We start from the raw sequence: 13,909 nt of genomic DNA, 5'->3' as shown, positions 1-13,909 counted from the left end.
CTCGGCAGCAGCGTTTCAGAGCATCACGTTTATGCGAAAGACGTTCTGCTCAGGGTCCAGCAGCACGGCCTGATACCAGTTGTAATAGGTCAGGTACGGTTCCTTGATCAGTTTCGCGCCCTGCGCCACTGCCAGCGGCACCAGTCGGTCCACCTCGGCTTGGTCGGACACGTCGATGTTCAGCAAAAACCTGCACCCCGTGCTGCCTGCAAATGCTTCCAGGCCAAGCAGCTCGTACGCATCCAGTGCGTTGAAACCAATGCAGGACTTGCCGGTGTCCAGCCCGCGAAAGATTGGTGACCTGATGGCCTCGATTTCGCGAAAGCCGAACAGGTCCGAGTAGAACGTGCTCAGGCGAACGATGTCCTGCGCGAACACGTTGACGTAAGACAGTGAGTTCATATCAGGCCACCTTGCTGCCGCCAAAAGTGGTCTGCTTGACGAACTTGGACAGCAAATGATCGCCTGATGTCACCGGCGCATGCCGAGGCGTGGCGCCAGACTGCAGGCAGCCTGGCAGGCATTGAATTAACGTGTCGTAGTTGGGTTGATGGAAGAACACCAGAGACTGTCGACGGTTGTCCTGCTCGCTGGTCATCGGCGGGTTGACCACTCGATGCAGCGTGGAAATCCACTGGTCGTTGGTCCACTGCATCATCAGGTCGCCAATGTTGACCACAAAACCATTCTCGACATACGGCACATCGACCCACTCGCCTTGACGATTACGTACTTGCAAGCCGCCCAGCGCGTTATCGGGGCGCACGATGGTCAGGCTGCCGTAGTCGGTATGCGCACTCGCACGTAATTGACCAGCCTCGACTTCGGTCTTGATGTCCGGATAACTCAGGCTGCGGAACATGCTGATATGCCGGTCGATCTTGTCATCGAAAAAACATTCATCCAGCTCCAATGCCAAGGCAAACAGGCGCATCAGCGATTGGGCCAATTCGCTCATGGCATCGAAATAGGCCTGATAAGCCTCCTTGAATCCGGGCAGCAGGTTTTGCGCAGGCCAGACATTCGGTGCGAAGTGCGAGCCGGCCTGGGCATTGTGATAATAATCTTCATCCGGCACATCGCTCGGCCCGATGGAGAAAGACTCCTTGAGATCCCCCGGCGCACTTTCCTCCAGAGAATAGGAAAGGCTCTCCTCGGCCACCGCACTGTAACCCCGCACCATCTCCGGGCTGGGCCGATCTACCTTGCGCTTTTCCGACAGCGGCAAATCAAAGAATTGGCGGGTCAAACGCGAGACCCTGTCGATAAGCTCTCCGGGAATCTGATGCTCGGTAATGACCAGAAACCCGATATCCCTACACGCCTGATTGACTGCCTTGGCTACGGCAGCCTTACCGTCCGGGTCTTCTGAGAAATAGGGGGCCAGGTTGATAATGGGCACATATTGCAGAGTCATACGGCTGTTTCCTCTCGCTGACACGCTGCTGGAAAGGCTCACCAACAAGGGTGAAGGTCAGCGAGGCAAGAGCAGAAAGCATGCCACTGGAAGAATTCATCGCTCATACAAGCAGTTAGCTGGTTCGACCGTTAAAACCGGATCAAACGGTCTGAAACAGAACGCATGGTTTGAATGCACAGGTCTGAAAAACGGGCCAGAATTGCGCACATTCGACCCGCTGTTTTCAGGCGTTTTCAATGCGCTGGATGACGTCGGCAGTCGTTGTCACTTCGCCAAACTCATAGGCAATCGTCGTCAGCGATATTCGCTGTACCTCTTCGGCTGAAACAGCGCCGAACCCGACATCCGGGTAGTCCATTGCAGCGTTGGCGTCGCTCAGGGCGATGACTTTGTATTCTCGATGCACCCCGTCCCTGATCGTGGTTTCACAACACACATTGGTGACCGTACCGCAGACGATGATGGTGTCTACATCCCGCGCACGCAGCACGGTGTCCAGGTCCGTGTTATGAAAGCCGCTGTAAAACAGCTTGTCGACAATCACATCACCCGACCGAGGCGCTAGCGCTTCGATGACCTCAACGTCCGGATCATGCCGTGCCAGTATCTGGTCCACATTCGGATAAAGATCACGCATGCGCCCGGTATCAGAACCATCGCCACGCACGATATGGCGAAGATAAACCACCGTCACCTGCGCAGCCCGTGCGGTTTGCAGCAGCATCTGAATAGGCTGGACGATGCCCGCAGTACTTTTTACGTACAACGCCCCGGTGGGCTCACAAAAGACCTTTTGCATGTCTACAACGATGACCGCCGTTCTGCGCGGAATGATCGGCCAGCGGACAAGGGGTTTGCTCATGGGACTTACCTCGATTGAGCCTGACAGGCTGGATAGCCTTGCCAAGCAATAATCGTGCTGTATGTCTTCAGGGCATCTGTATGGAAGAACTGCGCACCGGTCACGCGGCAGTGCATGCGTCAGGGGCTAAAGAAGTCCTGCGGTCCGCGGTGAAGACGTCATCAACTTAGCAATCGACTTCTTAGCTTCCCTCTCTCTATATTATGCGTAAAGCATCAAACGAAAGCTCAGGAATCCTTGAAGTTCTTCAACTCCATTTTGGCATTGGCTATCAGGTCAGGCGTCATTGGCCTTCCCTGCCTGTCCAGAAGTATCGGGGTGCATGCGCATCGACAGCGCACCCGATTATCCCCTTCTGCCCACCAATCGAGCATCTGCTGCCCCGTGAACAACTCGCCATGTCGTTCGATATGATGCTCCCGACTGGTGGATGTCAACGCGGACAGGTGCATGAATTTCACCGGCATCCCGAGGCGCTCTGAGTCGGCGATGTCGTTCTGCAACTTGCGAATCCGCATTTCATGAAGTTCGGAATCAGAAATTCTACCGACCAAGGCTGAGCCCTCGTTAAGACACACATGAAATTAATAGACCACTCAAGCAACTCACGCCACTTTCCAATCGTGTATGAGCCAGCCCTTTTGTTTGCTGGCTGAGCGCGGTGCCTATGAATTATTTCAGTGTCCCGGAGTTGTCCTGATCAGATGGGAAAAATACAAATCTGCGCCCAATAAAAAACCCTGCAGACGTTAATCTGCGGGGCTTTGAATAGTGGAGGCCGAGGTCGGAATCGAACCGGCGTAGGCGGATTTGCAATCCGGCCATGAAACACAATCAGGCTGCGGCCTGTAGCAATATTTGGTTCCGAAATAGAAGCAAAAAAAGTCCTCTGGAGGCCCCGAGGAATGCGGACTCTACTTTTTATTTCGGAACTGATTTTCTCCCTTCCCGGCGTCCTGCCGACGAACACCACTCCCCAAATCCGAATCACTCAACTACTGTATACACATACAGCACTTTGAGAATCACCTATCATGAACATCGACTACGCCGAAGACTGGCCGTTTTGCCCCACCGAGGAACAGATGCTTAAACAGCACGCGCATCTGGTGGTGGAAGAAAACAGACTGCTGCGCGACGAGGTCGACCGATATCGCAAGCACGTCACGAAACTCATCGACATGCACAACGATGCGGCGCTTGAGCGTGACAAGCTCAGGATAAAGCTGAGGGATGCGGACAGCCGGATATCTGACCTGCTACGCGATGCCTGCGATTCCTGGGCGACAATCAACTCACAGAAGTACGTCATCGAACAGCATCGTGAGGTCATGAGGCTCGAAGGAATCAGCCCGGAAAGATGGGGTGAAAAGGAGTAGCGCTTGAAGCCAGCCTACACCTTGCGTATCCCGAACTGCGCGGCCTTGACCGTCGAGTCCTGCGGCACGCCTGCTGCCAGATACAGGCCCATGCGTGACGTGATCACGGTTTCACTCAGGTCAATCGTGCCGCGCTGTGTTTCCAGCGCCCCGGAAAAGCTGGCCGGCATGGTGAAAGGCTCTTGGTACTTGTCCATCGACCGAAAGTAGGATGTAGACGAAGCACCGCTGACTGTCTTGGTGATGGTCAACTCAGCCTCCCAGGCCAGTATGCCGCGCGATGAGCCGTCGATCTCGACCGCCGACACCATTTCGATAACGTCGCCTGCCGCCAAATTGGTCTGTACCACGTTGGCCGTGGGTTGCATGTAGATGTAGCCGCCCGCCGCCGCCATGTTGCCACGCAGCTCGATGCACTGCGCCTCGCCATAGGTGGCAGGCTCCTTGTACCACCGCGTGGTGATACCGGTCAGGCCAGAGCCAACGGCTTTGTAGCCGTCCGCCAGCACCGACCCGGCCACAGCATTCACGCCAGCCGGTAGCGCGCCGCCAGTGCCCGCCAGCAGCGGGTTGGCATTGAGGCAACCGAACGGGCGGATGGCCGAGTAAACGTCGCCAGCGTCCGTGGGCAGAGGGATGCCGGGGAATTCGAAGTTGGCGGTGATGATCGGCACCACCCGCGAACTGATGAACTCGGCACCCAGGATGTTCGGGTGCAGGCCTTCCACGGTCATGGCTTCGGTGAAGCCGTCCCAGATGTTCACGACCGGCACGAACTGGCTGACGTAGCTCAACACCCAGTCTTTGTAAGCGATCGCATCGGCCAGCGCCTGCCCGGTCAGCGCCCTGCTACCGAAGCGCGGCGTACCAGTGCCGACGATCAGGTACTTGCCGGGCGTGTTCAGGAACGCGGTGACGATCTTCATCACGTTGGCTTTCGTGTCGGCCAGGCTCATACCTGCCGTGGTGCTGTCATTGGTGCGCGACAGCAGCAGCCACAGATCGGCAGTGGACGACGCAATGCAGGCCGGCAGCCTGGCCAGAAACTGCCCGGTGTGGTCGCCGAGCTTGCCCTGGTTGTCGACGTAGCTCGGGAACAGGCCGGTACGCGCCGCGATCCAGCCCGCATAGCCATAGGCCTCGGTACCGAACGCCGTCGCCGCGATGGTGTGGCAGTTGCCAGAGAAGCTATCGCCGAGCAGGCCCAGGCCACGCCTTATAGGTTGGCGGCGTGGAATAGGGTTGACCAGAAGGCTCATGCGTACACCTCAAACGCAGCGCCAGCAGAGGGCACGATGCGGATGGTCGCCGGCGGAAAGCTTAACTGATAGCCACCGTCTTTCCAGAACGTGTCGGTGGTGATCCAGTTATCACCGGCCTGGATCTGGACCGTCACGGACCCACCGTTCGCCGTCACTGCCAACGTCACTTTCATCGTGCGGTCGTAGGTCTCTTGTTTAATCGATGTCTGCATTTTGCCTCCAGGGCTGATTGGAACGGATAGAAATACGGAGCGAAGCCTTAGAACAAGCCCCCAAGCGCAGACGGCTCCCAATTCATTATCACGAGCTCCCCACTGACCTCGCTCTTGCCTTGTCGCTGATTCGAGGTGGTGTAGCGAATATCCACTTGCTCGAAATGGAAGCCGTCGAAAACCTTCCTGATGTCCGGATGATCATTGATGCTCACCATCACCTTGCCTTTACATCTCCGCATGAAATCAGCCATTCGCTCGTAATTTTCGAATGGGAAATCCACGCCATAGCCAGCGGTTTTCCAGTACGGGGGATCCATGTAGTGAAAGGTATGCGCGCGGTCGTAACGCTCGGCGCATTCCAGCCAAGGAAGATTTTCGACATATGTGCCAGAAAGCCTCTGCCAAGCTGCAGAGAGGTTCTCCTCAATCCTCAGCAGATTTATGGCAGGACCGGTGGTCGCGGTCCCAAACGTCTGGCCAGTAACCTTGCCCGCGAAAGCGTGGTGCTGGAGATAGAAAAATCGGGCGGCGCGCTGAATATCAGTGAGAGTTTCAGGGCGTGTCGTTTTTTGCCACTCGAACACTTGTCGGGAGCTAAGCGCCCATTTGAACTGGCGTACAAATTCCTCGAGATGGTTCTGCACCACTCGGTACAAGCTGACCAATTCACCATTTATGTCGTTTAGAACCTCAACAGGGGCGGCCTGCGGCCGCATGAAATACAGGGCAGCTCCACCAGCGAAAACTTCGACATAGCATTCATGTGGCGGGAAAAGAGGGATAAGGCGGTCGGCAAGGCGGCGCTTGCCGCCCATCCAGGGAACAATCGGGTTAGTCATATGCAAGCCTTTACTGTATGGATAAACAGGTGCTAGGCTCGCCGCGCTTTGTGCACAGAGCGGGGGCCTTGGCTGGACTTGCAGGAATAGTCTGCGGTTCGGTGGCTGGAACGGATGTTGACGCATCCTTACCAGCCGCTCCTTTTGTGCGTGAAGCACTAATTCTAATCAGGCTTCCAACGTGTCACGCCAGAGCCTTTCGCTCGGACGTACAGCGTCTGCCGATCTTTCATGGCGCGGGTGTGGGCTTCTTGCTTTATGGTCGTCTGCACAGTGCTTCCCCGGCGGCCTACGGCCTGGCTGAATTGGTGGTGTTGGATAGCTCTTCGACAAAGCGGTTACACGCCAGGCCGGCTATTCGGGCTGAGTCAGCATATTTAGCGAGCTCTCCCGCTCGCGCGTCAGACCTGCTGAGCAGTTCGGAGAGCACCATGGCGGCGCGGCTGGCTGCCTTGCCTCGTTCGGCAGCGCCGGTATCGCCGGGGGCGCAACTTGCGGTAGCTGCCAGCTTTCCGGCTTCGACGCGCAGCCGGTCGCCAGCAGCGTCAGCGACAGCAGCATCAGTAAGCGCAGCGGTCTGTTCTTGTCTTGCATCGTTTGCCACCTGGTTGGCCGCTTTCTGGCGGCGTTGCTCTTCGGTTCGGTATTCAGTGGTCGTGGTGGCCACCGCCTCGGATTGGCTGCTGACTTCCTCGGCCCACTTCGCCTTCCAGGCCAGATCGGTGACGGTCACGCCGTGCAGGTATGCCCCGTACAACGCCCCGGCCAGCGCCAGCAGGATCAGCAGCAGGCCGCCGATCCGGTATGAGAATCCACTCATCAGCGCGCCCATGACTCCTCCCAATTCGGCAGATCGACCGTTTGACCGGCAAGTGCGTGCGTGCAGTCACCGAGATATTGGATGCGACCTTCTGTTACGAATGAGTGGCAGACTTTTCCGAATCGGCTGGTGAAAACCGCCTCTCGACCGCCTTTCGCGTAAATCGCGTCATACTCGGCCTCTTCTTCTGGTGTCATCACGCTGCGCCCATCCGGCGCACCTGTCGTTCGAGCCAGCACAGAAGGCGTAAAGGTTGGCGTATCGGGGTTGCCGTTGTATCCCCAGTTCGGCCCCGGCGTTCCCGGGGAGTTGACCTTTATGCTTTGCGGACCGTTGCAACCGTTGCAGAAGAACCAGACCGAACCATCCGCCCCCATACCCAAGCAGCGGCCTATCGTTTTAATCGCGCTCATGCCAGCACCTCAAGCGCCCGCGCATAAAGTGCCTGCCGATCAGCCAAGCCGCTCGTGCCGCCGTTGATGCGCCTGGTGATGGTCAAGAAGTCGCCCTTGTCGGCCAGAGTGTTGAGCGCGGCCCGGTGCCAGAACCACCCCGCCGACATCGCGGCGTACTGCGCCAGCTCGAGCAATTCGGGATGGTTGATCAGATCCAGGCCCAGCGCTTCGGCGCACTCCGCGTAGTTTGCCCGCCCAGTGATCTGGATCAGGCCGCGCCCACGGTATTTGGAGCCATCGCCAGGCACGGTATTGCCCAGGTCTTTGCGCCCCTCGTAACCCAGCTGTTGCGGAGTTGGCCCCCAAATCTCGCGGACGTAACGCAGCTGACCGGACTCATGACCAACCTGGGCGATGAATGCCGCAATGCGCAGGCGCGTAACGATCTGGTACTTGCTCATCGCCGTGTTGAGGACGGGTGCAAAAATGCCGGCTTTCTGGCCGGCGTTCGGGAGGATCTGCAGTAGTTGCTGCGCGGTGATCGGCATCGATGTTTCTCCAGGCAAAAAAATACCCGCTCGATGGCGGGGTGCGGGTGCTGCTGTGCGGGTGTTACGCGGCGGTAGATTCGGGCGCTGGCTGTGCAGCAGCCTTTAGCGCTATAACCTCGGCGCGCAGCTCCTTGACGGCTCCCATCAGATCGGTGATCAAGGCCATCGGGTCGAGCTGCTGGATACGTGCGTTGCCGCTCTCGTCAGTGCCATCCTTCATACCCGTAACGGCCAGCGGGTTTACCTCTTGGGCCTCATGGGCAATCAGGCCCTGGTAGGTGGTGCCATCGCCGCTAAAGACCGCGCCGAATATCTTGCGCTGGTAGGTGACGATCCTGTAAGCATCGATGCGATCAAGGTACGACGGCACTTTCGCGTTGGCGATGTACTTCTTGAACCGGTAGTCAGACCCGAACAGCGTCATGGTCCCGACGTAGGTGTTGTCGATCCAGACGTCAACGTTAGAGCCGGTCCAGTTGTAGTTGTAGACAGTTCCGCCACGACCGGCGCTCAGCCCTGCCCTGCACCAGGTGCCTGCTGACTCAAGTCTCCCTGTGATCTGCATCGCACCCTGTAGTGTCAGCACGCCCCCTGTTTGGTTGATCAGCCTGACGTCATAGTCTGCTGTAGTGTTGTTGTAATGAAAGTCGATATAGGGAGCGTTGTTGCTGAGTTCCAAGCCCGCAAACGTGGGAGCAGAGGCCGGGCCGATACCTAACGAGTTACGCGCTGTAGTCTGGCTGTTGCCGCCAGTGCCGCCTGATGCAATGCTGATCGGGGCAGCAGTCACAGAAAGCGACGAAACCGTAAGCAACCCTTCGTAGCTGTACGTCATTGCTGGCCCGGTGGCTGTATTACCAGCATTCACTGACCGCCAGGTGAACCCGCCAGCACCGCCGCCACGGTTTACAACGAAGTGGCCTTCACCCTGAGAATTAGAGTTCCAGCCCATGTACATGCCTTGCACGTTGTAAAGCGCGCTGGCCTGCTGAACCCCGACCTCAGAAAAAAGAACCCGTCCGTCCGCGCGTCCAGTACCGCCCTTGGCTACCGGAAGCGTGTCGTAATTACCGGTGCTGCCCAGCCCCGCAAGTGTATTACCCCAGCGCTGATTTACCGCATTGAACGCATCTGTCAGCGCCTTTGGGTAACCCTGGACTGGCTCGATGTAATAGGCAGCGCCACTTACAGTTGCGCCCGTATAGGCAGGGAGAATCGCCAAAACGGTTTCGCTGATAATGTTGGACACTTCATAACGGCGCCCGTCTGGTCCGCTGAACGCATCGCCGATCCTTGAGGACGTGAACGTTGTGCCGGTGCCGGTCACAGTCGTGGAATTTTGGGTAACGGCTACTGTGCCGTTTCTCGACCAAGGCATATGATTTACTCACTTAATGGTTTGTCAGACATTCATCTTTGCGAAGACTGCCGGGAGAAAGAACGCTGTTGGGTTGGCTGCGGCAATAGTGATTGCGTAAAGTTTTGAGTTCGGAAAGTCCCACCAGCAATACAGTGCCCGCGATATGGCACTGCCCGAGTTCAGTCCCATGCCGAACGAATTAATCAATAGATATTCATTCTCAGGGAAGTTAAATGGTACTGAGTAATAACACCTGACAAGATTCTGGCTGGTGTAATCAAACCTCTCATAGGTCCACGATTGGAACGAGCGAGTGACGTTCGCACTTGAAGTACCAGAATCAAACAGCAAGTTGGTCGCGCCATCCCATAGCCGCATCCCAAAGTCAGCCACAGGCTGGGCGGCGAACTGAGCGACGAAATAGCGGCCATTGGGTTGAGCGGTGTTCACGTCATACGCCCGCACATAGAACCCCGTCCAGTTACCGGCCGATCCGATAAGGCGCATCATGCAAAGGCCTGCAACCGCATTAACGGTGTCAGGCCGCACAAACACTAGGGGCGGCTCTTGTGACGTAACAGGCCGAGGAAAGTAGGTGGTTGAGCCAAGCCCGCTTTCCTCGGTGGGCTGATAGCGCCCTGAAGCAATCACCATCAGGCGCGCGTATTGCGAATCGAGAACTACGACATTGCTGTTGTTGGAAAACTCCAGGCCATATGCTTCCGCCATTATGAAAACCTCATGACAAGCAGCCGCATGGTGCCGTTTGAAACCGTGCTTGAGCCGTAAGTTCTGGTGTGGTTGTAAACCCTCGCGATACCGTCAACTAGCTCCGTTTCGTGCTGCCTCTGATTACCGTCGTAAGCGCCAGCCGGAATCACGATTGCCACACCGTTACCCGGCCCGACACCCGGCACAGCAAAGTCCTGACTGGTCTTTGTGGTGCCAGAGAAGGTAACGAGCGTCGACAGCACAACCCGGATCGTGAACGAATTCTCGTCCAGCTGAAGCGCAGCATCTGCGCCCCATACCATCATTCCGTTGATCATTCACTGAGATCTCCGAGTTGCACGCGCTTGACGTTGTTCTGGTCATACACGCGAACAGAGCGGTTTGTGATAACCAATCTTCCGCCCCCTGCGACCATACCGTTGATTTCGAGCGTGCCGTTTTTGTTGAGAATCCAGCCGCTCTGCCCGGCCAAGTAATTGGTCGAACTGATGTAGCTACCAATTTTTGCGTTGGTAATCGTTCCGTCTTGAATGAACGCCGACTGAATGAATGTCTGGCCGCCAGTAATGCCGAAAAACGACTGCGGCGATTGCGAGCTGGTATTCATCACCAGGAACGTGTCGGCCCTCACCACGAACTGCGAGGTCGTGCCTGCCGCCCCGCTCTCAAGTCCAAGACCGAAACCGGCGGCGTACGGGATGTTGTTTTGTGTGAGCTCCATCCTCACCGACCAGATCCCGGCCAGTTTGTTGTTGGTGGTGGCCAGCGCGCTGGTTGTCTGCTGAACCGCAACGGTCGCGTCGTTGGCCTTTGCCTGCGCCGTCTCAATCCGGGTAGACAGCGCACCGTCGGCGTTAGACCTCGTGGACGCTTCGGACTGAATGGCTGCCTGAACCGTTGTCTGGTTCGTGGTAACCGTCGCCGTCAGGTTCGTGATCTGCTGTGCAGTCGCCTCCCTGTCCGTGGCTTGTGCTGTTTCAACGATGCTGATCTTTGCTTCGTTGCCCGCCACCCGAGCATCAAGCAAGGTGGTGCGCTGAGCCTGCGCAAAGTCATTTTCTGTCCGTACCCTCACCTCCTGCGCGTAGTTGGCTGTGTCTTCCCAAGCTTTCAGCGCCGCGGCCATTTCACCCTCGACGTTGTCGTCTCTCGTCGACGCCTGCAGAGCATTCAGTTGAGTGGCGGTCGCCGTGGTCTTGCCGTCAACCTTCGAGATATCGACGGTGTTCTTGCTGACCTGCGCGGCCTGGGCATTGGCCGCCCGGATCGACTGGCCGGTGTTGACCCAGTACAGCGGGTTCGGCGGGCCGTTTGACCCGTCTGCTTTGGCAGGAACTGGATCAATGGCCGTCCAGAGGTTATCGCCCACGCGCACGGTGTTGTCGCGCACATAGGCATCGGTCGACACATAGACCAGCGCGTCGGTGATTTCGCCGATATTGGCTTTGAGCTCTTCCATGCGCTCGTTAACGGAGCCAGGCCCATCGCCGTCGATGAGGTCGAACCTGCCAAGCAGATGCTCGCCGAACTGGCTTTCCGTAAGCTGGCCTGTCAATAGACCAAGAACGGGGGTTGCATCACTGCCGCTTTGCCCCATAACGCCCACGCCAGTCGGATACCACGGACCCACGTTGCCGGTCCGATCCACCAGCCGCGCCCAGAAGAAGAACGTCACACCCGCCAGCAGCCCCTGCATGACGTGTTCCGACTGCGGGTAGGCCAGGTCGCTGAGCTTCGTGGCCTTGGCCAGGTCTGTCGTCGGCCCGTACCAGATTTCAGTGCGCTGCGTGTCCTCTGCGCCTGGTGGGAAGGTCCATTTCAGCTTGATGCCGAAGATCAGCGACGCGGCAGTCAGCGACGTGACGGCAGGTGGCAAGCTGGTCTTGCCCTGCAAGTTCGTCAGCAGCGACGTGGCAGGCAAGGACGAGACGTTCAAGGCGCTGACAGCGCGCACCCTGGCCATGTACTGGCCGGAGTAGATACCCGGCACATCCACCGACTGCTCGCCAGTGCGCGGCACCTTGACCCACTCGCGCGAGCCCCAGCGCCATTCCACGTCGTATGCAACCGCGCCTGGCGCAGCGTCCCAGCTGATGGTCATGTTGGTAACCGCGATCCCCTGCTCGATCACAACGTGCTGGGTCACAAACACCGCGCCTGGCGCAGCCTGCACGCCCACTGGAATGCCGCTGATTGGGCGGATGTCCACGACGGCGCCGAAGTCGATAGCGTCAAACTTGCTCGGTTCGTGCTGGATGCACTCGAGCTGGTACTGGTGCCATTCCGGGCGCGTGATGTTGCGCACCAGAAACTGCATGGTTTTCAGGTCGTCGTATTCGAGTATCCAACCGCATTCGGCTTCTGGCACTTCGCTGAAGCTGGCTGCAACAGTCACCCGCCGACCGGTAAGCGAGGTGATAACCCGCGCCTCCGTCTTCCCGCTCGGCAAGTTCACCCGCAGCTTGGCACCGGTGGAAAGATCGATGTCGCGATCAACGGTGATGACGCGCCCCGCCACCGCGCTGATCCGACCGCCGTTAGCACGACCGGCCAGCATGGGGTCAGCCACGGCAATGATCTGCCCTGTCTTCGGAATGCCGCCGTCCAGGCCGACGCGGAAGGTCGCGGGCCTTGTCTGCGTCTGTTCGGTGATCAGCGCGTACTGGCCAGCGCGCTGCGCCTGCCCGAGGGAAGTGCAGCCGTAGGCGTCCACCGACAGTTCGTTGACCGATCCAGATTCGGCCATCGCCACGTCATCAAAGACAGGCTCTTTGTCCGTCGCAAAACTCTGGTCAGGGTTGTCCCAGGTCACCATTGCCAAGTTGTGACGGTCGCGCGCCCGGGTGCCCGAATACTGGATTTCACCGTTGTTCAGGATCTGCGACGGGTTGTAGGTGTAGACCGGGTCGCCTGGCATGTCGGCGTTGAACGTGATCTGGCTGCCATCCCAGGTGCTCATGCCGTGGAAGATGGCCGACAGGTCCTGCAGCACCGCGTAAGCATCCGCCTGCTTTTGCAGGTAAATGTTGCAAGTCATCCGGGGGTGCATGCCGCCCATACCGTTCGGCACCATCTGGTCGCAATACTGCGCAATGCGGTACAGGTTCCAGCGGTCCACCATCGTGGCATCGATCCGGTGTCCGAGGCCGTAATACGGGTTCAGTGCAATGTCGTAGCACACCCAGGCCGGGTTATTCGTGTAGGCCTCTTTGAACGTACCGTCCCATATCCCGTTGCTGGTACCCGCGCCGGACGCTGCATAGGTCCGCGTCTCCGGGTCGTAGTTGGTCGGCACGCGCACAATGCGCCCGCGCATCAACACCGCGATCTTGGCGATATCGCCGCCGAACTGCTGGGCGTCATATTCCACGCAGCCCACGGCGGTAAGCGGAAACTCCTGATCGCTATCTACGACCTCGGCGACCGCCTCGATAAACATGCTGTCCTGAATCAGCGAGCTGTTGGCCTCCGGCGTGATCCGGCGCACGCGCATGGTCCAGCGACTGCCCGCAGGCAAGTTGAGCCGGTGACTGCGCTCGTACTTGGTGACGTTCTTGCGGTCTACGTAGTCCGCGAGCACCTGCACGAACGGCCCGCCGTCGGTGGCCAGGTCAATGGCGTAATCGATGCGCACGCCGTTGATGTTGCCGCTCTGGTCCTGAGACTGGAGCTGTGGCCAGCTGAACCGGATGCGAAGCGCATCCAGCACCGGGTTATTCACGGTGCGCAGGTAAGGTGTGGTGCTGAGCAACTGCTGGTTTACGTCGACTTCGTTGCTGGACTCGGCAATGCCCTCAAGACGCTGCTGGTTCAGCTCGCCATTGCGGAATTGCCATTTCACGCCCGGGAAGTTGACCGTCCCGTCCTCGGCCACCAACGGAGTACCGTCGAGCTTCACCGAGCGCAGGCCGTCCACTGGCCCAACGATCGGCCCCCAGCTCCACAGGTAGACGATGCGCGCGGTGGCAATGGAAGCTGTGCTGTTTAACGCAATCGTCGGCTGCTTCTGTGTGGCCTCGCCGCCCTTGCTCCCGCGAATGCTTCGCGCTGCTACCGCACTTGCCATACCGCCCC

Annotated in this window: 15 protein-coding genes; 1 reads left to right on the top strand and 14 read right to left on the bottom strand. The window is 58.2% G+C overall.

The features are described from left to right. Positions 1-15 precede the first annotated feature (15 nt). The 4 genes from ACW55A_RS04010 to ACW55A_RS03995 all read right to left on the bottom strand — a co-directional run bounded on the left by ACW55A_RS04010 (position 16) and on the right by ACW55A_RS03995 (position 2,785). Positions 16-402 carry a VOC family protein gene (locus ACW55A_RS04010; RefSeq protein WP_054080970.1) on the bottom strand — a complete coding sequence of 129 codons (387 nt, stop codon included), beginning with the start codon at positions 400-402 and terminating at the stop codon, positions 16-18. A 1-nt stretch (position 403) separates the two neighbouring features. Continuing rightward, positions 404-1,417: an isopenicillin N synthase family dioxygenase gene (locus ACW55A_RS04005; RefSeq protein ID WP_058396869.1), complete on the bottom strand. Its 1,014-nt coding sequence runs from the start codon at positions 1,415-1,417 to the stop codon at positions 404-406. Between the two features lie 226 nt (positions 1,418-1,643). After that, on the bottom strand, positions 1,644-2,282 hold the full coding sequence (locus tag ACW55A_RS04000) for a cysteine hydrolase family protein (RefSeq protein ID WP_003370729.1): 639 nt from the start codon (positions 2,280-2,282) through the stop codon (positions 1,644-1,646). A 227-nt stretch (positions 2,283-2,509) separates the two neighbouring features. Then, positions 2,510-2,785 (bottom strand): hypothetical protein, encoded by a 276-nt coding sequence (locus ACW55A_RS03995; protein WP_498810778.1) that lies wholly within the window; start codon positions 2,783-2,785, stop codon positions 2,510-2,512. A 531-nt stretch (positions 2,786-3,316) separates the two neighbouring features. Between ACW55A_RS03995 and ACW55A_RS03990 the strand changes: the two genes are divergently transcribed. Continuing rightward, positions 3,317-3,661 (top strand): hypothetical protein, encoded by a 345-nt coding sequence (locus tag ACW55A_RS03990; RefSeq protein ID WP_498810779.1) that lies wholly within the window; start codon positions 3,317-3,319, stop codon positions 3,659-3,661. A gap of 14 nt (positions 3,662-3,675) precedes the next feature. Here ACW55A_RS03990 and ACW55A_RS03985 read toward each other — a convergent pair whose 3' ends face one another. The 10 genes from ACW55A_RS03985 to ACW55A_RS03940 form a co-directional block, all read right to left on the bottom strand. After that, positions 3,676-4,920 (bottom strand): SGNH/GDSL hydrolase family protein, encoded by a 1,245-nt coding sequence (locus ACW55A_RS03985; RefSeq protein WP_498810780.1) that lies wholly within the window; start codon positions 4,918-4,920, stop codon positions 3,676-3,678. Further along, positions 4,917-5,135, bottom strand: coding sequence for a hypothetical protein (locus ACW55A_RS03980; protein WP_498810781.1), 219 nt, complete (start codon positions 5,133-5,135; stop codon positions 4,917-4,919). The genes ACW55A_RS03985 and ACW55A_RS03980 overlap by 4 nt, the downstream gene beginning before the upstream one ends. A 47-nt stretch (positions 5,136-5,182) precedes the next feature. Next, a complete protein-coding gene (locus ACW55A_RS03975) occupies positions 5,183-5,977 on the bottom strand; it encodes a DNA adenine methylase (RefSeq protein ID WP_498810782.1) in 795 nt (264 codons plus the stop codon). 289 nt (positions 5,978-6,266) lie between these two features. Then, a complete protein-coding gene (locus ACW55A_RS03970; RefSeq protein ID WP_498810783.1) occupies positions 6,267-6,797 on the bottom strand; it encodes a DUF2514 domain-containing protein in 531 nt (176 codons plus the stop codon). Further along, positions 6,797-7,210, bottom strand: a complete 414-nt coding sequence (locus ACW55A_RS03965) for a ubiquitination-like system serine protease family protein (RefSeq protein WP_498810784.1) — start codon at positions 7,208-7,210, stop codon at positions 6,797-6,799. The genes ACW55A_RS03970 and ACW55A_RS03965 overlap by 1 nt, the downstream gene beginning before the upstream one ends. Beyond that, the gene (locus ACW55A_RS03960; protein ID WP_498810786.1) at positions 7,207-7,740 is read right to left on the bottom strand and encodes a glycoside hydrolase family 19 protein; all 534 of its coding nucleotides are present in this window, start codon (positions 7,738-7,740) and stop codon (positions 7,207-7,209) included. Before ACW55A_RS03960 ends, ACW55A_RS03965 begins: the two co-directional genes overlap by 4 nt. Before the next feature lie 64 nt (positions 7,741-7,804). After that, entirely contained in the window at positions 7,805-9,121 is a 1,317-nt protein-coding gene (locus tag ACW55A_RS03955; protein ID WP_498810787.1) for a tail fiber domain-containing protein, read from the bottom strand. Between the two features lie 24 nt (positions 9,122-9,145). Further along, entirely contained in the window at positions 9,146-9,832 is a 687-nt protein-coding gene (locus tag ACW55A_RS03950) for a hypothetical protein (RefSeq protein WP_498810788.1), read from the bottom strand. After that, on the bottom strand, positions 9,832-10,152 hold the full coding sequence (locus ACW55A_RS03945; protein ID WP_498810789.1) for a hypothetical protein: 321 nt from the start codon (positions 10,150-10,152) through the stop codon (positions 9,832-9,834). The genes ACW55A_RS03950 and ACW55A_RS03945 overlap by 1 nt, the downstream gene beginning before the upstream one ends. Beyond that, entirely contained in the window at positions 10,149-13,901 is a 3,753-nt protein-coding gene (locus ACW55A_RS03940; RefSeq protein ID WP_498810790.1) for a TipJ family phage tail tip protein, read from the bottom strand. Before ACW55A_RS03940 ends, ACW55A_RS03945 begins: the two co-directional genes overlap by 4 nt. Between the last annotated feature and the right edge of the window lie 8 nt (positions 13,902-13,909).

The organism is Plantibacter cousiniae (nom. nud.), from assembly GCF_977070315.1.
Note: the sequence above shows the minus strand (reverse complement) of the source record. Positions and strands in the feature narration are given on the sequence as shown.